The following is an 18,399-nucleotide window of genomic DNA, read 5'->3' as shown; positions in this document are numbered from 1 at the left end:
GGGTCTTACTTCAATCCGGTGTTAGAGATGCCCGCGACGAAGAAGCGCTGCGCGAGGAAGAAGGCGATGGCAATGGGGATCAGCGAGATGACCGCGCCGGCGAGCAGAACCGCGTGATCGGTGACGTGCTGCCCGCCGAAGAGGGCGAGCCCTGCCGGCAGTGTCTGCAGGTCGGGCGAACTCGTGACGACGAGGGGCCACAGCAGGTCGTTCCACAGGGCGGTGAAGTTCAGCAGCGCCACGGTCGCGATGGCCGGCTTCGAGAGCGGCAGGATGATGCTTCGGTAGATTTTGAAGTGGCTCGCGCCGTCCAGGCGAGCGGCCTCGTCGAGTTCTCTCGGGATGGAGATGAAGAACTGGCGGAACAGGAAGATCCCGAAGGCGCTCGTGGCACGGGGGATGATGAGCCCGTGATAGGTGTTCAGCCACCCGAGGTGGAAGAGCTCGATGAAGACCGGGATGAGAGTCACCTGGAAGGGCACCATCAACGTGACGAGCACGAGCCAGAACGCGATGGTCTTGCCCCGGAAGTCGAGACGAGCCAGCGCGTAGGCGCACATCGAGTCGAAGAGCAGGGTGAGAATCGTGGTCACGCCGGCGAAGACAACCGTGTTCAGGAGTAGTCGCAGGAACGGCAGCTGGTCCCAGACCCCTTTGTAGCCGTGCAGGGTCCACTGGGTGGGGAGAAGGCTGGCGGGGTGTGCGAAGAGGTCGGCCTCGCTGCGGAACGAGGTGCCGATCATCCAGATGAACGGCACGACGGCGACGATCACGCCGGCGGCGACGGCAACCCATTTGACGACGTCGAGGCCATTGCCCCGGCCTCGGATCGGCTGCCGACGTTGATCGGGGGCGGTCCGGGGCGGCGCGGGTGCGGGGGTCAGAGTCTCAGTCGACATCGTTGTACCTGAAGAATTTCAGTTGAAGAGCGGAGACGATCACGATGAGCAGGAACAGCACCCACGAGATCGCCGACGCGTAACCGGTTTGGAAGTTCACGAATCCGTCGCGGAAGAGGAGGGTCACGAGAGTGTCCGTGGTGAACAGCGGCCCCCCGCCCGTCATCACGTAAACCAGGTCGAAGAGCTGGAGCGACTGGATGGTCAGGATGACGCTGACGAACAGGATCGTGGGGCGGAGGGCTGGCAGTGTGACGAAACGAACCAGCTGACCACGACTGGCACCGTCGAGCCGGGCCGCTTCGTACTGGTCTTCGGGAACCCCCTTGAGGCCTGCCACCAGGATGATCATGACGAAGCCGACGTTCTTCCAGATCGATACGAAGATAATCGTCGGCAGTGCGAGTGTGGTGGAGGCCAACCACGCCGGGGCTCCCCAGCCGAGGGCTTTGGAGAGGCCGTCGACGAGACCGATGTTGGGATCCAGAAGGAATCGCCACACCAGACCTGCCGCGGTCAGTGACACCACGTAGGGAAAGAAGAACGCCGACCGGATGATCCGGGTGATGAGGTTCTCGGAAGCGAGTGCCAGTGCGAGGAAGAAACCGATCACGAGCAGGAGGAGCACGGAGACAGCCGTGATCTCGACCGTGTGGAGCAGCGCTCCCCAGAACTGAGGATCCCGGGTCAGCTGCACGTAGTTGTCGAAGCCGATGAAGGGTTGATCGGTGGCACCGACGGTCCAGGTGTGCAGGCTGTACCAGAAGGAGCGAACAATCGGCCAGAGCACGAACACGCCGAGAATCGCGAGACTCGGGGCCATGAAGAGCCACGCGGGGCGTGACCTCCACCGTGGCGTCCGGGCCGGGGTCCGGGCGTGGGGCGTCGCCTTGACGCCCCACGTGGTGTCTCCGGTGGTCATCAGCTCGAGCAGCCCGTCAACTGGTTGATGGTCGCGGCGGCGCTCGTGGCGTCGGCGGAGACATCGCCGTCGCGGGTGACTTTCTGGATGAAGGGCACGTACCCGTTCGCGTCGACCTGCGTGGCGCTGGGGACCTGCGGGAGGTAGAGCCGCGCATCGGGTACCTGGCTCGCGAACACCGAGACGGTGGGGTCGGCCTTCAAGGTCGCGTTATCGCTCAGGTCGGTTCGCAGCGGCGGAAACCCGGTGCTCTTCGAGAACTTCAGCTGGGTGCTCTTCGAGGTCCAGTAGGCCAGGAACTGCTGCGCCTCGGTCGGGTGCTTCGTCTTTGCCGAGATCGCAAGCGGTGCCGTGCTGCCGAGAGTGACGTTGGTCCCGTCGTCGCCGACGGGGATCTTGGCGATCCCGAGGTCGATCCCCGCCGACTTGTAGCCGGGGGCGGCCCAGGGGCCGTTGATCTCCATAGCCGCCTTGCCTGCGGAGAACAACGAGTCGGCCTCGGCGCCCGACTGGCCCACAGGCGAGATCTTGTCGTCTTTGACGAGGGTGACCCACGGCTGCAGGCTGTCGATGCTGGCCTGCGTCTGGAGGGCACTGCAGTTCTTGCTGTCGGTGACCTCGCCGCCGGACAGCCACTGCAGGATCGGCCACATCTGAATGGTGTTGTTGTCGGCCAGGGAGAGCCCGTAAGTGCCGCCGGTCGTGAGCTTCTTGGCATCGGCCTGAAACTCGGCGACGGTGGTGGGGGCCGAGGCGATGCCAGCTGCCTTGAACAGCTTCTTGTTGTAGTAGAGGCTCAGCGTGGCGTAGTTGGCCGGAACCGCGTAGAGCTTGCCGTTGTAGGTGAACTCCTTCGTCAACGCCGAGGCGAACTTCGAGGTGTTGATCTTCGTGTCTCCCGAGCCCGTGGCTGTGAGCGGCAGAACCGAGTTCGTCTTCACGTACTGAGCGATCACATTGGGATCGGGCGCCGGCGCTGCGATGTCCGGGCCGGTCCCGGTGAGCCAGGCCGACGGCAGCTTCTGCTGGATGGTGTCCCACGGCTGAACCGTCATCGTGACCTTCACCTTGGACTGCGAGGCGTTGAAGTCCTTGACGATCTGCTTGTAGCCCGGGGCGTCGCCGCCGGTGGATCCCGTCCAGACGGTCAAATCGACGGGCCCGGACGATGACGACGAGGAAGAACACCCGGTGAGTCCGGCACCAGCGGCCAGCAGGGCGATCGCTCCGATCGCTACAGACTTCTTCTTTTTCATGACTCTCCTTTGAGCATCCGGATTTCGGGTTTCCGGTCCGCGCTGAAATGCGCTTTATCGTTATAGCACGATGTTGCCAGAGACGCGAGCTTTGCCAAGGATCCCTGCGTTACGCGGTTCCCCCAGGCGCATCGAGGCCGGTTCCCACTCGCTCGCCGAGTTCACCCCGCGTTCACGAGTCGGGCTTACCTTCGCGGCAACCGCTTCGACGTCGTGCCGGAGCCTCCACGTCTGGAGTCATCGATATGAGCGTCCTCGTCATCGTCCTGATGGTCATCGTCATTGCCCTGATCTTCGATTTCACCAACGGTTTCCACGACACTGCCAATGCCATGGCGACGTCGGTCGCTACGGGGGCGCTCAAGCCCAAAGTCGCGGTGCTGCTGTCGGCCGTGCTCAACCTGGTGGGCGCATTCCTTTCGACTCAGGTCGCCAAGACGGTCTCGTCGGGCATCCTCACCGAAGACTCGAAGGGCCTGCCGCACATCACGCCCGTGCTGATCTTCGCCGGCCTCGTCGGTGCCGTGCTCTGGAACCTCGGCACCTGGTGGCTCGGCCTGCCATCGAGTTCGACCCATGCGTTGTTCGGAGGCCTCATCGGTGCGGCCATCATCGGATCCGGCGTCAGCGCTGTCGATTTCTCGGGTGTCCTGTCGAAGATCGTGCTTCCCGCGGTGCTCTCGCCGTTCATCGCGGGTGCCGTTGCGCTCATCGCCACCTACATCGCCTACCGGGTTACAAAGCTCTCTGAGGTGCACGGGGCGAAGCGCGGCTTCCGGCACGCGCAGACCGTGTCGGCTTCGCTGGTTTCGCTGGCTCACGGCACGAACGACGCCCAAAAGACGATGGGCGTCGTCACCCTGACGTTGATCGTGAGCGGCTACCAGGCCTCCAACACGGGCCCGCAGATCTGGGTGATCCTCATCTGCGGCCTGTCGATCGCCCTGGGCACCTACACCGGCGGCTGGCGCATCATGCGAACGGTCGGCAAGAACATCACCGACGTGGAGTCGCCCCAGGGGTTCGCAGCCGAGACGAGCTCGGCTGCCACGCTGCTCATCTCGTCGAACCTCGGTTTTCCCCTGTCGACCACCCAGATCACGTCCGGTGCGGTCGTCGGAGCCGGGCTCGGCAAGCGACTCGCCTCGGTTCACTGGAACACGGTCAGCAAGATCGCCCTCGGGTGGGTTGTGACCCTGCCGGCCGCGGCGCTCGCCGGGGGTGGCGCAGCCTGGCTCGCCGGGACCGGAGCGATCGGGCTCGCAGCGGTGGTGGTCGTCGCGGTCGCGGGTGGCGGCACCTTCGTGCTGCTCGCGAGACGCCACCCGGTCAGCCACGAGAACGTGAACGACGACTCATCGACCGCCACCGGTCGACCGCTCGCCGATGTCTCCACCGGTTCCTCCACCTCGTCTGACTCCTCGAAGGGTTGAAGTCATGAGTACAACCTCCCTCCTCGCCGCAGCGTCATCGTCGTCGGCCGCCGGGTTTCTCGGTGTCGACTGGTCGTCCATCGCCGAGGTCTGTGTCGTCACCCTGGTCGCCACGGTCGCGATCGTGACCATCTTCTCGGTCGGGCTCCGCCTGCTCTCGATCGGATCGCCCGACGACGGTGGTGAGATCGCCGGCCAGGGCGCGCTGACCTCTCGACCGGCGGCCGCGACCCTGGGCGGGTACGTCTGTGTCGGCATCGGCGGTGCGGCGGTGCTGTATGGCATCTACCTCGTGGTGCCGCTGTTCCACTGACGGGCGTCGGTGTTTCCGTGTGCGAGAGCGGTCTGCTCTTGCGCCTCAACACGGTGAAATCGCCCGCTTTTTCGGCGTCACCCGCTACTCACGACCGCACGCGTTCAGTAGCCGGGTCGATGGTTGGATCGAACCATGAGCAGTAGCGCCAACATTGCACTAGTCACCGTCGACGGTTCCGAGGTATCTCGAGACTACGACCTCGATGCGGTGCCCGAATTCGAGTTCGTGACTGACGAGAACGATTCGTATCGTGTCGTCATGGAGGAGACGGAAAGCGAACGAACGTGGACTGTCACTCGGGTCGATTCAGGTCACGAGAGTGAGGCTGGAACGGTGCGACACGAGAAGCCCTGGCTGATCTTCGGGTCGAGCGCGCATCGCTACTTCAAGCCTGGAGCCACCTTCTCGTCGGGTTTCCAAAACGACCTCTGGAATGCGGTTCAGTCTCTCGCTGAGTGAGAGATGCGGGCATCCGGTAGTTGAAGTCGAATAAAACGAGCCCGCATGCTTCCGGAGAACACAGTCATGCGGGCTCGTAGTCAATAAAAGATCAGTGGCTGGTGGCGGATTTCCACCACGCGAGATCGGCATCTATTTCAGTCGATTGGCGCAGCTCCGTGCCGTCGAAGGTGAAGACTTCGAGGTCGACGTCCAGGGTGGTCGTTCCCTCCTTAATCTTCAGGCGGACGGTGGGGTTGAGCCGAGGTGGCGTGTAGTCGAACTCGCTACCGGTTTCGACGTCCACGATTCGGGTGATATCGATTGAGCCGGCATCGAATACAGGGTCGGAGCCAGCGTAGAACTGAACAGCGCGGCTGTTAACGACCGCGACGATGTAGGACTCGCCGACGAGTTTGAGCTCGCGATCCCCTTCGTGCTTTTCAATATCGCGGAGTACAACGCGAGCAGGAAGTGTGGCCCGGAGGTGCCGGCGTTCGAGATCGGGATGAAGTCGAGCGACCTCGGCATCGCGGACTTTGGCTTCTTCGTCATGGGTAGCGGACATGCCGCAACGATACTGAGAAACCTATATTTTTGCAGTGTGCGCATCGACGTCTATTTCTGACAAGGCCACGATCGTGAGAGAAACGGAACAGCCGTTTGCGGTCTCATGAGACTGACCGTCATTCCGGGGTATCGCCCTGGCTGGCCTGTTCCGTCAACGTCTCGTTATAGAGCTCCGTTGCTCTCTGACCCCACTTCCTGGTGAAAAGGATCCGATATCCGCCAGCGAGCAGCCAGACGGCAGCGACAGTGAAATGTCCGAGAGACTCGGTGACGGATTCGAGCGCGCGAGTTCCACCGAGAATAACGTAGACCAGGGCAAGGCTGAAGTAGAGCCAGCCAGCGCCGGCGCTCATGTCGGCCAGTGGCTTGAGAAAACGCAGACGTCGTGACAGGGATACCTGTCTGGGGAGAGGCCCGTCGCGCACCCATTGGCGGAGCATCCAATGCGCCGTGTAGCCGCCCACGCGAGACCACGACCACAGCAGGAGTGCTGAGGCGACGCAGATGAGTGCTCCCGCGACAGCTGCAACGGCTGACGCAGAGGCGCCCGCGAATCCCGGGGGAAACAGGCTCAGCCACAGCACGAGGAAAACCCCTGCCAGGCCCTATATCTGTAGGCACGGCAGTGCGTAGAAGGCCAGACCGCGACGGGCCTTGAGCGGGGCCTCTCGTTGTGAATTGGACGTCGGAGTCTCCTTCGAGCAAAAAGCAGAGTGCAACCGATCTGACATTCGCACGATGCCGCTAGTGGTCGGGGAGCACCCCGGTGACGGCCAGGATCACTATCAAGACCCCGCCGGCGCAGAGACCGATGCCGATCAGTCGAATGTAGGCCGGGCTGAACTGGCGTCCGGTGACACTTCGCCCCATCAGTCTGAGCGCCCAGTCGTTCCAGATGGCGACGATGGCGCCCCAGACTGCGGCGATGGCACCGCCGATGCCGAAGATGAGCTGCGGGTTCACTTCTTGGCCGCCCTATTCTGGCGAATGAGGATCCGCATGAACTGGGTCTCCATGTATGCGCCGATACCGAGAGCGACAAGGGCGACGAGGATCCCAGCGCCCAAGGGGTGCGTTTTCGTGACGGCCGCGATCGGGGCTGCGATGCACAGAAAACCGCACACGATGACGTTGAACCAGGCTCCGATACGGCCCCCGGGTGGGGTCGCCATCCGGTTCAGCGGATCCCATCCTCTAGCCACGGATCTCTCCGGAGTCCACGGCTGAGTTGTGTGTCACGGGCGTGGAGTCCACCTGGGCCAGGAGGACATCGATCTTCCTGACCAAGCGCTTCGCGGCGACAATCGAGAACACCGCGATAGCGACGAAGAAGGCGACGAAGATCCAGGGGACGACCGCAGTCGGATCCTGGACCGCCAACCACACGCCCAGTGCGGTGAAGACGCCGAAGACAATCGGATTCATCCACTGGGCTCGTTCATTTTGCCTCCGGCGCCCCTCGAGTGCAGGCACCCACAGTGACGCATCAGCGCCCTTCGGCACAGAACCCGTTTTGAGGGCCGCGGTGATCTGGACGGTTGTCTCGACACCACCGTCTCGGCGCCGTTGCCGGGCTACGACGGCAGTCATGGCCCCGCCAAAAAGGGCGGCGGTGACGAAGCGAATCAGCGCGGTGACAAGAGTCAGTCTTCCCGTTCCATCGAGGAGGGCGAAGCCGTAGGTCCCGATGAAGTAGACACCGGTGAACCAGGCGAACAGCACGCCGAGAGGAGCGGTCTGGATGTGAGCGCGGAATTCCTTCATCGCTTCGGCAGCTCGTTTACAGGGGCAGGTCGGCACATAGAGGTCTCCTCGGGTGATGGGCCGAGGAAGATTCGGGCGTCTTCGGCCTGCTCATAAGGTAATCCCTCACGGCCACGACGTCCGCCGCAAGCCGCGACGTCAACCTCGCCCGTAAGCACTCCCGTCGCAGGTGTGAACGGCCGAGTCGTCGCTGAGCAAACGCAGGTTGTACGTCGCGCAGTCGACGAACGTGCCGATGCTGATGCGCGAGGAGGACCTCCGGAGTTCGCCCTTCGACGGGCCGTCCGATCCGATACCCGCGCGGTGCACCATCCACTCGATATCGCGCGCCTCGTCGTCGAGGAACCGCATCACCGCCTCATTGTCTTCGTGCTGGCCGATATAGCCGCGAGCTAGGGTGCTCCGCACCGCTCGAAGAACGGGCGAGAGCCGCTTGCCCGGGGCTGCGCTCAGCCCGCCCGCCTGATAGAGGAACCGACGAGTGCCGCTCCGTCGCATCGCGGGCACGAGGGCTCGGACGAGCGCGGTATTGACCTTGCGCTCGCGCTGCGCCGCCGCATCGCCCAACATCGCGACCACCGCGTCGACACCCTGAAGCAGCGCGTCGAGATCGAGGTCGTCGTCGATCGATCCCTGCACGATCTCCAGGTCGTCGTGCACGATGGTCATCTTGCTGGGTGTCCGTGCGAGCACGCGGACGCGGTGGCCGGCGTCGAGAGCGAGCCGGGTGAAGTGCTGCCCGGTCTGCCCGGTGCCGCCGAATACCAAAAGTGTTTGCTGGGTTGTCATGACCCCAATATAGGCACTGTCTAGAAAATAGGCAATGACTAGTTTGGGTTTAGACTGACGTCATGACCGAGCGGCCCTTTCATCACGGAAACCTCCGTGCTGTCTTGCTCGACGAGGCAGCCGGCGTTCTGCGCGAGACCGGCGTGAATGGCCTCTCGCTCCGAGATCTCGCCCGGCGCGCCGGTGTCAGCCACGGCGCCCCGAGGAGTCACTTCGTCGACCGCCAAGCGCTGCTCGACGCTCTGGCCGAGCTTGGCTTCGAACGGCTCACGACCGCGGTTCGTCGAGCACTGGCCGAGGAGGGCGACGTCTCGAAGCGCTTTGATCGCGTCGCGCGGGCCTATGTCGACTTCGCCATCGACGACGCCGCGCTCATGGAGCTGATGTTCCAGACCAAGACGACCGACCGATCCGACCGGGTGAGCGATTCGGCGGGCGCGCTGTTCGCCCTGCTCGACAGCGCGATGGGCCCTCAGCCCGAGGGTGATGACGACGGCTCCCGATCCGACTTCAAGATGCTCTTCGCTGCCACGATGCAGGGGATCGCCTCGCTCGTCGGGTCCCGACGGCTCGAGCGTGCCGCCGCCGATCGTCTGGTCGGTGCGGCGATGGAGACGATGCTCGGGTCCGACCTCGGCGCCCGCGCCGTCACGGCTCGCTGACCTCGGGCGCTCGTCGAGCGGCAGCGTGTGCGCCCCCGGGCCGGTTGGTCAGCGCGTGCGCGCCGGATCCTGAGCCGTCAGAAAGAGCCGGTGGCTCGTGATGAGCACGGACAGCCAGCCGGCCCCGGTCGTCCAACCCACGGCGACGTCGGTGAACCAGTGAGCACCGAGCAGCACCCGAGACAGGCCGACCGTGACGGCAGTCGCCGCGGCCGTGGCGATGACGACGGTCTGCGGTGCGTTCCGTTCCTCATACAGAGCGAAGAGGTAGGCCCCGGCGCCGAGCACGGTGGTGGCGTTGAGGGTGTGACCCGAGGGGAACGAGGGTGACTTCTCGAACGGCGCGATGGCGTCTCGTCGATGAGGGCGGTTGCGGTCGATGATGTTCTTGCCCGCCAGAGTCATGGCCAAGGATCCGACGCCGGCGGCCGTCACAACCACCACCGGCGTCAGCTCGCGGCTGCGGGCCGCCAGGGCTCCCGCCATCGCGAGCCCGAGAACGGGCATGCCGATGGGCCCGAAGAGCCGGGCGATCCCGGCTGCGCCGGCATCGACGGCGGGGGAGCGGAGCCTCTTGGCCAGGGCCAGGGCGGGTCCGTCGAGGCTCTCGATACCGTTGCGGCTGGTGACGCCGTCGTAGATCCACGAGGCGCCGACCGTTGCCGCAACGGCGATGCCGCCGCCCACCGCCAGGGTGGCCGCCAGCGCCGGTCGTGCGCCGACGCGGGAAGCAAGCCGGCCATGGCGGTCTGCCAGCCGTTGCCCGGCCTTCGTGCGCCACTCCCGCACATCACGACTGCCGATCTTCCGGTCGAGGCGGTCGTCGGTGTCAGGCTGGCGCACGTGGGTCACCTGTTCAGTGTGCTCGGGTTCGCCGTGTATGTCCGACGGCGGCTCGCGCGTTCCACGCGGTGACCCGGCGGCACCAGCTCGCCAAAGAAAGACGTAGGAGGCCGGCTCCACAAAAAGCTGGTGGAAAAAGCGACGATCTTTCGAGATCGAGTCGCCGCTTGGCCGCCCGCCTCTACCGGCGATCTGCCAGGTTGCTCTAAGCTCGGCGTCGATCACTAGCCGAAGCAGTCCAGGAGGACAGACGATGTCGTATTCCCAGCCCCCCGCCTACCAGGGCGAGTCGAAGTCGCTCCCGGGCGAACCGCCGCTCAACCAGCCGTACTACGGCGCACCCATCGGTGCGGCCGCCAAGCGGTTCTTCAAGAAGTACGCCACCTTCTCCGGTCGTGCGTCGCGAAGCGAGTTCTGGTGGTGGACCTTGATCGCCGGCATCGTCAGCATCGTGCTGAACATCATCTCTCAGGCTGCCGGTGGAAACACGATGAGCGCCTCAGGAGCGATGACGATGTCGGGCGGCGCAACTGTCGTGTCGGTCATCGCCGGAATCTGGGCCCTCGCCACGATCATCCCGTCGCTGGCGCTGGCATGGCGACGTCTCCACGACACCAACCGCAGCGGCGCCTGGTACCTGCTCATTCTGATTCCCTTCGTGGGCGCCATCATCCTCATCGTGTGGTTCGCGTCGGCGGGCAAGCCCGAAGGCCAGCGCTTCGACCGCTGACAGCGTCGGGCCTCCGCTTCGGTCGGAGTCCTGACAACGAGAGACGCCCCGGCCCGGACACTCGGCCCGGGGCGTCTCCGTGCTCAGGCCTCCTCGCGCCGTCGACAAGTGCGCCCGCACGAGTGAGCGAGAATGGCCGCATGTCGAACACGGTCGGAAGGCCCCGTCTCAAGCAGAGCCAGCGGCCCAGCATGGAGGCCGCCGACGAGATTCTCGATGCCGCCGCCGAGCTCTTCACCACACGCGGCTACTCGGCGACGTCGACCCGGCGGATCGCCGAGAGCGTCGGACTGCAGCAGGCGTCGATCTATCACTACTTCGCCACCAAGCAGTCGATCCTCCGCACGCTGCTGCTGAGCACGGTCGAGACGACCCTCGCAGCACTGCCCGGCTTGCTCGCCAGCGAGGGTCACGCCGCGGCCCGCCTCCACGCGCTCGCCCGGTTCGACTCGGCCCAGCTGCTGGCGTCGACCTGGAACCTGGGTGCGCTCTACCTGCTGCCCGAGGTGCGGGGCAGTGAGTTCGACGACTTCACCAGTGCCCGGCGCGACCTCCGTGACGCCTACGCGACGCTGGTCGACGAGGTCGCGACCGAAGAGGGCCTGGCCCTCTCCACCGTTCAACGCGAGCTCCCATTCCGTGTGGTCGAGACGGTCATCAGCATTCGCATGGATTCCGACGGCTTGCCCCCGACGCTCTCCGGCGAGATCGCGGATGCCGCTCTCCGCGCACTCGGAGTGGCGAGCGATCGCTGGGTCGCAGCCCTCTAAGCGCAGGATCCGGGCGCCCCCTGCAGAATTAACACACCTGCAACCTGGGTCTCACGCGCTCGAAATCTGCCGCGAAAAACGTCGGTTACGTTTCTATCAAGCAATAGAAAGAGACGTGAGATGACGACGATTCCAGCTGCCTCCAGCACCTCGACGACAGCGGGCGCGAAAGCGCATGCCCGCGCCCAGGAGGCCGAAGCGGCGGCTTCGGACGCGCCGGACGCAGTGGTTCCGGCCGAGTCGTGGACCGGCCAGATCACGGCCGACCAAGGCGACGTCGTCTGGGCCGAGACGGTCGCGGGCGGCAGCTACGCCCACCGAGTCCTCGCTGCGGGAACGAGCGTCCGCCTCACCGACATCGCCGGCGACGCCTGCGCCTCCGTGCTTCTCTACAACGCCGACGCCCCTTGGGAGCGCCTCAACGTCGCCGACACGGCGAAGGTGCAGTGGCAGGTGTACACCGCGCCGGGGCAGCTGCTGCTCAGCGATCAGGGGCGTGTGCTCGCGTCGGTCGTCGACGACACCTCGGGCCACCACGACATCCTCTACGGCACGTCCACCGAGGCGCGCAATGTCGAGCGCTACGGTGACGGCGCTCCCGAGGGCGCGAGCCCCGCGGGCCGCGAGCTCTTCGCCGTCGCTGCGGCCAAGAACGGTCTCGGTCGCCGCGACATCGCACCGTCGATCTCGTTCTTCCAGGGCGTGACGATCGACGCCGAAGGATCGCCCACGTTCACCGGATCGTCCGGCCCCGGAGGCTCGATCACGCTTCGCACCGAGATGCCCGTGATCATGCTCGTGGCCAACGCGGCGCACCCGCTCGATCCGCGCGAGGAGTACATCGCGTCGCCGCTCGAGATCGTGGCGTGGCGGGATCGGAGAACGGACCCGTCGGATCCTAGGTGGTCGGCGACGCCCGAGGGGCGACGCGCCTTCGAGAACACGGCCGACTACCTGAAGGGACGGGGAATCGCATGAACGACTTCGGAGTGGAGATCTCGCGCGAGACCGTTGCGGCTCGCGCGCCGTGGTCGGCGACGCTGAAAGCCGGGCAGATCTTGACGATCGTCGACGTCGACGGCAATCAGGCCGTCGACTTCTTGGCCTACGACGCCGCCGACACGAGCCGCGCCTACAGTGCGCAGGCGACGCTGCAGGGGCAGTCGTCGGTCTACCTCACGGTCGGGAGCGTGCTCCGCGACAACGAGTACGACCCGCTGCTCACCCTCATCGCCGACGAGGTCGGCCGGCACGACACCCTCGGCGGCGCCTGCTCGAAAGAGTCGAACACGCTGCGCTACGGCCACCACACCTACGGCCAGCACGCCTGTGCCGAGAACTTCATGCGCGAGATCTCGCGGTACGGCATGGGCAAGCGCGACCACGTGTCGAACGTGAACTGGTACATGAACGTGCCGGTCGACCCCGACGGCGCCCTCGGCATCGTCGACGGCATCTCGGCACCCGGCCTGTCGCTGAGCCTGCGCGCCGAGAAAGACACCCTCGTGCTCGTCTCGAACTGCCCGCAGATCAACAACCCCTGCAACGGCTTCGACCCGAGCCGCGCCGAGATGATCATCTGGAGCGGCGGTGCCGATGTCTGAGCCGGTCGGGGCGCCTCTCGAGACCAGGGCGATCCGTGCGCTGCTGGTCGCCAACCGCGGCGAGATCGCGGTGCGCATCATCCGCTCGGCGCGCGAGCTCGGCATCCGCACGGTGGCCGTCTTCTCGGAGGCCGACCGCGGGGCCGCGCACGTGCACGCCGCCGACGAGTCGGTGTTGCTCGGACCGACGGCTCCGACCGAGAGCTACCTCAACGTCGACGCGGTCGTTCGGGCCTGCCGCGAGACCGGGGCCGATGCCGTGCATCCCGGCTACGGGTTCCTCTCCGAAGACGCCGGTTTCGCCGAGCGCCTCGAGGCCGAGGGCATCGCGTTCGTCGGGCCGACTCCCCAGCAGCTCCGTATCTTCGGCGCGAAGCACACCGCCCGCGAGGCTGCGATGGCGGCGGGCGTGCCCATCTTCCCCGGCACGACCCTGCTCGCCGACGCCGACGATGCGGCACGCCAGGTCGCTCCGATCGGCTGCCCGGTGATGTTGAAGGCGACCGGTGGTGGCGGCGGAATCGGCATGACCGTCTGCCGCGACGAGGCGAGCCTGCGTCTCGCCTACGATCGGGTCAGCCGGATGGCGGCGGCCAACTTCGCCTCGGCCGGCGTCTTCGCCGAGCGCTACGTCGAGCGGGCCCGCCACGTCGAGGTGCAGGTCTTCGGCGACGGGCGCGGCGGCGTCGTGTCACTTGGCGACCGTGACTGTTCACTGCAGCGCCGCAACCAGAAGGTCGTCGAAGAGGCACCCGCCCCGGCGCTGCCCGACGACGTGCGAGAGCGCCTCCACGACTCGGCCCGGCGTCTCGCCGCGTCGCTTCACTACCGGTCGGCGGGCACCGTCGAATTCGTCTACGACGCCGAGCGCAACGAGGCCTCCTTTCTCGAGGTGAACGCGCGCCTGCAGGTCGAGCACCCGGTCACGGAGGCGATCACCGGGGTCGACCTGGTCGCCTGGATGCTCCGGCTCGCGAGCGGCGACCGCGGGATCCTCGAGCCCTACCTCGACCGGGAAAGCGGCCTGGGCTCTGTTCCCGTGTCGGGTCACGCCATCGAGGCACGGGTCTACGCCGAGGATCCGGCCACCGACTTCCGCCCCAGCGCCGGAGTCATCACGGGCGTCACTCTGCCCGGCGGCGATGGCGTGCGGGTCGACGGCTGGGTCGAGCGCGGCATCGAGGTGTCCACCGCCTACGACCCGCTGCTCGCCAAGGTGATCGTCGAGGGGGCCACGCGCGACGAGGCGCTCGAACGGTTCGGCGAGGCGCTGGCCGAGTGCCGGATCGACGGCATCGAGGTCAACCTCGGCATGCTGCGCGCCGTGGCAAGGCTCGAGGCCTTCCACGAAGCCACGCACTCGACGCAGACGCTTGACGGCGTCGGCGACCCCGAGCCCCGGATCACGGTCGAGCGCCCCGGCCTGATGACGACCGTTCAGGACGCCCAGGGGCGGACGGGCCTCTGGCAGGTGGGAGTGCCGCCGAGCGGCGCGATGGACGACCGCTCGCTCCGCCTCGGCAACGTCGCGCTCGGCAACGACGTCGACGCGGCCGGTCTCGAGTGCACGGCGAGCGGGCCGCGACTCGTCTTCACCCACGCCACGGTGGTCTGCGTCACGGGTGCCCCGGCGACCGTGCGAATCGACGGCCGCGACGTTCCGATGTGGGAGCCGATCACCGTTCCGGCGGGCGGTGCCCTCGACGTCGGCGACGCGACGGCGGGCCTCCGCACGTATGTCGCGGTGGCAGGCGGGCTCGACGTGCCCGACTACCTCGGCAGTGCCTCGACCTTCACACTCGGCCAGTTCGGCGGGCACGGCGGTCGCGCACTGCGGCTCGGCGATGTGCTGAGGGCGGTTCCGCAGGATCCTTCCGCCCCGGCTCCGAAGACCGCTGCGGTTCCCGACGCCCAGCGTTCCGTGATGACCTCGCACTGGCGGGTGGCCGTGACCGAGGGGCCGCATGCCGCCCCCGACTTCTTCACCCGCGACGACATCGACGCCCTCTACGCCGCGACCTACGGGGTGCACTTCAACTCGGCCCGGACGGGCGTGCGACTCATCGGGCCAAAGCCGACCTGGGCGCGCCAGGACGGCGGCGAGGCCGGGCTGCACCCCTCCAACATCCACGACAACGCGTATTCGATCGGCGCCCTCGACTTCACCGGCGACACCCCGATCCTGCTCGGCCCCGACGGACCGAGCCTCGGAGGGTTCGTCTGCCCGGTGACGGTCGTGTCGGCCGAGCGCTGGAAGCTGGGCCAGCTGCGGCCCGGCGACACCCTGCAGTTCGTGCCGATCGCCGCGGCCGACGCACCCTCGCGGAGGTCGCTCGACTTCACCTCGTTCGCTCCGGCGCGCGACGGCGACGACGGCGTACTCGCCCGGATCGACGGCGACCCGAACGTCACCTACCGGCGCTCCGGCGACGACAACGTGCTCGTCGAATACGGCGAGATCGTGCTCGACCTCGCACTCCGGGCCCGGGTGCACGCCCTGCACATGCTGCTCGTCGAACGCAACCTCCGCGGTGTCGTCGATCTCACGCCGGGCATCCGCTCGCTGCAGATCCACGTCGACCCGGACGTGCTGCCGATCGCGCGGCTCGTCGGCCTCCTCCGCGAACTCGAGGGCGAGATCCCGCCGGCGGCGCAGCTCGTCGTGCCGAGCCGGCAGGTGCGGCTGCCGCTCAGCTGGGACGACCCGGCGACCCGCGAGGCGATCGCCCGCTACATGGCGGGTGTGCGGAGCGATGCCCCCTGGACGCCCTGGAATATTGAGTTCATCCGCCGCATCAACGGGCTGGAGTCGGTCGACGACGTCTACCGCACCGTCTTCGACGCGGAGTACCTCGTCTTGGGTCTCGGGGACGTCTACCTCGGTGCTCCCGTAGCGACCCCGTTGGATCCTCGTCACCGACTCGTCACGACGAAGTACAACCCGGCGCGCACCTGGACCGCCGAGAACTCCGTCGGCATCGGGGGCGCCTACCTCTGCATCTACGGCATGGAAGGCCCTGGCGGCTACCAGTTCGTTGGCCGGACAACGCAGGTGTGGAGTCGGTACCGCGAGAACGCGCCGTTCGAGAAGGGGTCGCCGTGGCTGCTCCGGTTCTTCGATCGCATCAGCTGGTACCCCGTCGAGCCCGAGGAGCTCCTCGACCTGCGCGCCGACCTCGCGGCCGGCCGGGGGAGTCTCGACATCACCGATGGAAGCTTCTCGCTCGCCGAGCACGAGAGCTTCCTGGCCTCGAACGCCGAGGGGATCGCGAGCTTCCGGGCTCAGCAGGCGATCGCCTTCGCGGCGGAGCGGCACGCCTGGGAGGAGGCGGGGGAGTTCGACCGCGCCGAGCAGGCAGCCGCGACTGTCGTGGCGGATACCGACGAGGTCGTGGTGCCGCCCGGTGGCACTCGCGTGGACGCCCCTTTCGTCGCGAACGTCTGGAAGACCGAGGTTGCTGTCGGCGACACCGTCGCGAAGGGGCAGATGCTCGTCGCCCTGGAGGCCATGAAGATGGAGAGCTACATCGAGGCGCCTCACGGCGGAGTCGTGACGCAGGTGCTCGCCGTGCCCGGATCGCAGGTCAACCCGGGAGACGCGCTCGTCGTGCTCGCTCCCCGAGAAGGAGAAGCAGCATGACCGTCGATCGGGTGAGGGCGGCCTTCACCGCCATCGAGAAGGCCGACCGGCCCGAGGTGTGGATCACGCTCCGGCCCGAAGCGGATGTCGCGCGGGAGTTCGAGGCGGCCAGTGAAGCCGAGGTCGGGCCGCTCGCGGGGCTGCTTCTGGCTGTGAAGAACAACGTCGATGTCGAGGGCATCGAGACCACCGCGGCGTGCCCGGCATTCGGCCGCGGGCCTGCTGCCGCCGACGCGGCCGCGGTCGCGCGCCTTCGCGCAGCCGGGGCCACCGTGATCGGCGCGACGAACCTCGACCAGTTCGCGACCGGCCTCGTCGGCCAGCGGAGCCCCTACGGCCGAGTGCGCGACTCGCGTCGACCCACGCACATCTCGGGTGGCTCGAGCTCGGGGTCGTCGGTCGCGGTGGCCCTCGGGTTCGCCGACATCGCCATCGGCACCGACACGGCCGGGTCGGGCCGCATTCCCGCCGCCCTGCAGGGCCTCGTCGGCATCAAGCCGACCCTCGGTGTCGTCTCGACCGAGGGCGTACTCCCCGCCTGCCGGTCGTGGGACGCCGTCACGATCTTCGCCCGCGACCTCGACACGGCGGCCGCGGCGATGAGTGCCATGGCCGGCGGCGACGAGGCCCGGGCTTTTCCCGCCGATGCCCCGATCGCCGCCCCCAGGGCGGCCCGCATCGCCGTGCCCGAGACACTCGTCGGCATGTCTCCCGAGTGGGAGGCGGCTTTCGCCGAGGCCGCAGACCGCCTCCGCGACGACGGCTGCACGGTCGAGACGATCCCGTTCGAGTCGTTCTTCGAGGCCGCGCGCCTCCTCTACGACGGCGCTCTCGTCGCCGAGCGACATGCGGCCGTCGGCGAGTTCGTCGACGCGCATCCCGACGAGGTCGACCCCACTGTCGGCGCCATCGTCAGCCGTGCCGGCACGGTGCGGGCGAGCGACATGGTCACCGACCTCGAACGCCTCGAGAAGCTCCGCCGCCACAGCCTCGCGCTGCTCGACGGCTTCGACGCCCTCCTCATCCCCACCGCCCCGGGCCACCCGACCGTCGAGGCCGTCGCCGCCGACCCGATCGGCGTCAACTCGTGGATGGGCACCTACACGAACTTCTGCAACCTGTTCGACCTCGCGGCAGTCGCCGTGCCGTCCGGCACCGTCACCGACGCCACCGGCACCGCGCAGTTCGGCGTGACCGTCGTCGCGCGCACGTTCGCCGACGCCGTCGCGCTCGATCTCGCTCGCCGCGTCCAGCTCGAGACACCCTCGGTAGCGAGCCCAGGATCCGCTCCCGCGCTCCCCAGCACCTCGCTCCCGTGGCCGACACGTGCGGGAGCCCCCTCCGTCCCGCTCTTCGTGGTCGGCGCCCATCTTCCCGGGCAGCCGCTCGAGGCCCAGCTCACGGCCCGCGGCGCCCGGTGGCTCGGCGACGCGCACACCGCCGAGGCCTACCGCCTCGTGGCGCTCGACACCGTGCCACCGAAGCCCGGCCTCGTGCGGGTCGGTGAGGGCGGAGCGTCGATCGCGGGCGGGCTGTGGCAGGTGCCGACCGCAGCGCTGGGCACGTTTCTGGCAGAGCTCCCGGCGCCCATGAACCTCGGGCAGATCGAGCTGCGGGCCGGATCCTTGGTCACCGGTTTCGGGTGCGACGCGGCCAGTGCGGTCGGTGCTCGCGACATCACCGAGCACGGCGGCTGGCTCGCCTACCTCGGGGTTTAACGCACCCGTAACAGGGCCGAAATCGCGCACGCGACCTGCGACTCC

General features: G+C 67.1%; 20 protein-coding genes. 10 read left to right on the top strand and 10 right to left on the bottom strand.

Annotation, left to right across the window (positions count from 1 at the left end):
* Positions 1-5: 5 nt before the first annotated feature.
* Genes ITJ49_RS05205 through ITJ49_RS05195 form a run of 3 tightly spaced genes read right to left on the bottom strand, consistent with a single transcriptional unit; the run spans position 6 to position 3,077 of the window.
* Entirely contained in the window at positions 6-899 is an 894-nt protein-coding gene (locus ITJ49_RS05205; protein ID WP_194602304.1) for a carbohydrate ABC transporter permease, read from the bottom strand.
* A complete protein-coding gene (locus tag ITJ49_RS05200) occupies positions 889-1,821 on the bottom strand; it encodes a carbohydrate ABC transporter permease (protein WP_194602301.1) in 933 nt (310 codons plus the stop codon). Before ITJ49_RS05200 ends, ITJ49_RS05205 begins: the two co-directional genes overlap by 11 nt.
* Complete coding sequence (locus ITJ49_RS05195) at positions 1,821-3,077, bottom strand: ABC transporter substrate-binding protein (RefSeq protein WP_194602298.1); 1,257 nt, start codon at positions 3,075-3,077, stop codon at positions 1,821-1,823. Before ITJ49_RS05195 ends, ITJ49_RS05200 begins: the two co-directional genes overlap by 1 nt.
* A gap of 245 nt (positions 3,078-3,322) precedes the next feature.
* Here ITJ49_RS05195 and ITJ49_RS05190 point away from each other — a divergent pair, with 245 nt between their 5' ends.
* The 3 genes from ITJ49_RS05190 to ITJ49_RS05180 all read left to right on the top strand — a co-directional run bounded on the left by ITJ49_RS05190 (position 3,323) and on the right by ITJ49_RS05180 (position 5,285).
* Positions 3,323-4,510, top strand: coding sequence for an inorganic phosphate transporter (locus ITJ49_RS05190; RefSeq protein ID WP_194602295.1), 1,188 nt, complete (start codon positions 3,323-3,325; stop codon positions 4,508-4,510).
* A 4-nt stretch (positions 4,511-4,514) separates the two neighbouring features.
* Positions 4,515-4,823 (top strand): hypothetical protein, encoded by a 309-nt coding sequence (locus ITJ49_RS05185; RefSeq protein ID WP_194602292.1) that lies wholly within the window; start codon positions 4,515-4,517, stop codon positions 4,821-4,823.
* 135 nt (positions 4,824-4,958) lie between these two features.
* Positions 4,959-5,285: a hypothetical protein gene (locus tag ITJ49_RS05180; RefSeq protein ID WP_194602289.1), complete on the top strand. Its 327-nt coding sequence runs from the start codon at positions 4,959-4,961 to the stop codon at positions 5,283-5,285.
* Between the two features lie 91 nt (positions 5,286-5,376).
* Here ITJ49_RS05180 and ITJ49_RS05175 read toward each other — a convergent pair whose 3' ends face one another.
* From ITJ49_RS05175 to ITJ49_RS05150, 6 genes are all read right to left on the bottom strand, one after another.
* A complete protein-coding gene (locus tag ITJ49_RS05175) occupies positions 5,377-5,832 on the bottom strand; it encodes a hypothetical protein (protein WP_194602286.1) in 456 nt (151 codons plus the stop codon).
* A 118-nt stretch (positions 5,833-5,950) separates the two neighbouring features.
* Positions 5,951-6,418 (bottom strand): hypothetical protein, encoded by a 468-nt coding sequence (locus ITJ49_RS05170; protein ID WP_194602284.1) that lies wholly within the window; start codon positions 6,416-6,418, stop codon positions 5,951-5,953.
* Positions 6,419-6,578: 160 nt separating this feature from the next.
* Positions 6,579-6,797 (bottom strand): hypothetical protein, encoded by a 219-nt coding sequence (locus ITJ49_RS05165; RefSeq protein WP_194602282.1) that lies wholly within the window; start codon positions 6,795-6,797, stop codon positions 6,579-6,581.
* Positions 6,794-7,036 carry a hypothetical protein gene (locus ITJ49_RS05160; RefSeq protein ID WP_194602279.1) on the bottom strand — a complete coding sequence of 81 codons (243 nt, stop codon included), beginning with the start codon at positions 7,034-7,036 and terminating at the stop codon, positions 6,794-6,796. Before ITJ49_RS05160 ends, ITJ49_RS05165 begins: the two co-directional genes overlap by 4 nt.
* Entirely contained in the window at positions 7,029-7,634 is a 606-nt protein-coding gene (locus ITJ49_RS05155; protein WP_194602276.1) for a hypothetical protein, read from the bottom strand. Before ITJ49_RS05155 ends, ITJ49_RS05160 begins: the two co-directional genes overlap by 8 nt.
* 102 nt (positions 7,635-7,736) lie before the next feature.
* Entirely contained in the window at positions 7,737-8,387 is a 651-nt protein-coding gene (locus ITJ49_RS05150; protein WP_194602273.1) for an NAD(P)-dependent oxidoreductase, read from the bottom strand.
* Positions 8,388-8,449: 62 nt separating this feature from the next.
* On the opposite strand from ITJ49_RS05150, the gene ITJ49_RS05145 reads away from it, so the two are divergent.
* Positions 8,450-9,049 carry a TetR/AcrR family transcriptional regulator gene (locus ITJ49_RS05145; protein ID WP_194602270.1) on the top strand — a complete coding sequence of 200 codons (600 nt, stop codon included), beginning with the start codon at positions 8,450-8,452 and terminating at the stop codon, positions 9,047-9,049.
* A gap of 48 nt (positions 9,050-9,097) precedes the next feature.
* Here ITJ49_RS05145 and ITJ49_RS18115 read toward each other — a convergent pair whose 3' ends face one another.
* Entirely contained in the window at positions 9,098-9,901 is an 804-nt protein-coding gene (locus ITJ49_RS18115) for a phosphatase PAP2 family protein (RefSeq protein ID WP_194602268.1), read from the bottom strand.
* Positions 9,902-10,145: 244 nt separating this feature from the next.
* On the opposite strand from ITJ49_RS18115, the gene ITJ49_RS05135 reads away from it, so the two are divergent.
* From ITJ49_RS05135 to atzF, 6 genes are all read left to right on the top strand, one after another.
* Complete coding sequence (locus ITJ49_RS05135) at positions 10,146-10,622, top strand: DUF805 domain-containing protein (protein WP_055960652.1); 477 nt, start codon at positions 10,146-10,148, stop codon at positions 10,620-10,622.
* Positions 10,623-10,762: 140 nt separating this feature from the next.
* Entirely contained in the window at positions 10,763-11,392 is a 630-nt protein-coding gene (locus ITJ49_RS05130) for a helix-turn-helix domain-containing protein (protein WP_194602265.1), read from the top strand.
* A 120-nt stretch (positions 11,393-11,512) separates the two neighbouring features.
* Positions 11,513-12,370, top strand: coding sequence for an urea amidolyase associated protein UAAP1 (locus ITJ49_RS05125; RefSeq protein WP_194602262.1), 858 nt, complete (start codon positions 11,513-11,515; stop codon positions 12,368-12,370).
* Entirely contained in the window at positions 12,367-12,996 is a 630-nt protein-coding gene (locus ITJ49_RS05120; protein ID WP_194602259.1) for an urea amidolyase associated protein UAAP2, read from the top strand. Before ITJ49_RS05125 ends, ITJ49_RS05120 begins: the two co-directional genes overlap by 4 nt.
* Positions 12,989-16,636, top strand: a complete 3,648-nt coding sequence (uca, locus tag ITJ49_RS05115; RefSeq protein WP_194602257.1) for an urea carboxylase — start codon at positions 12,989-12,991, stop codon at positions 16,634-16,636. Before ITJ49_RS05120 ends, uca begins: the two co-directional genes overlap by 8 nt.
* Positions 16,633-18,354, top strand: coding sequence for an allophanate hydrolase (atzF, locus tag ITJ49_RS05110; RefSeq protein WP_194602254.1), 1,722 nt, complete (start codon positions 16,633-16,635; stop codon positions 18,352-18,354). Before uca ends, atzF begins: the two co-directional genes overlap by 4 nt.
* Positions 18,355-18,399: the final 45 nt, after the last annotated feature.

The sequence above is a fragment of the Frondihabitans sp. VKM Ac-2883 genome (assembly GCF_015350875.1).
Classification (GTDB): domain Bacteria; phylum Actinomycetota; class Actinomycetes; order Actinomycetales; family Microbacteriaceae; genus Frondihabitans.
This window is presented reverse-complemented; position numbering and strand designations above follow the sequence as displayed.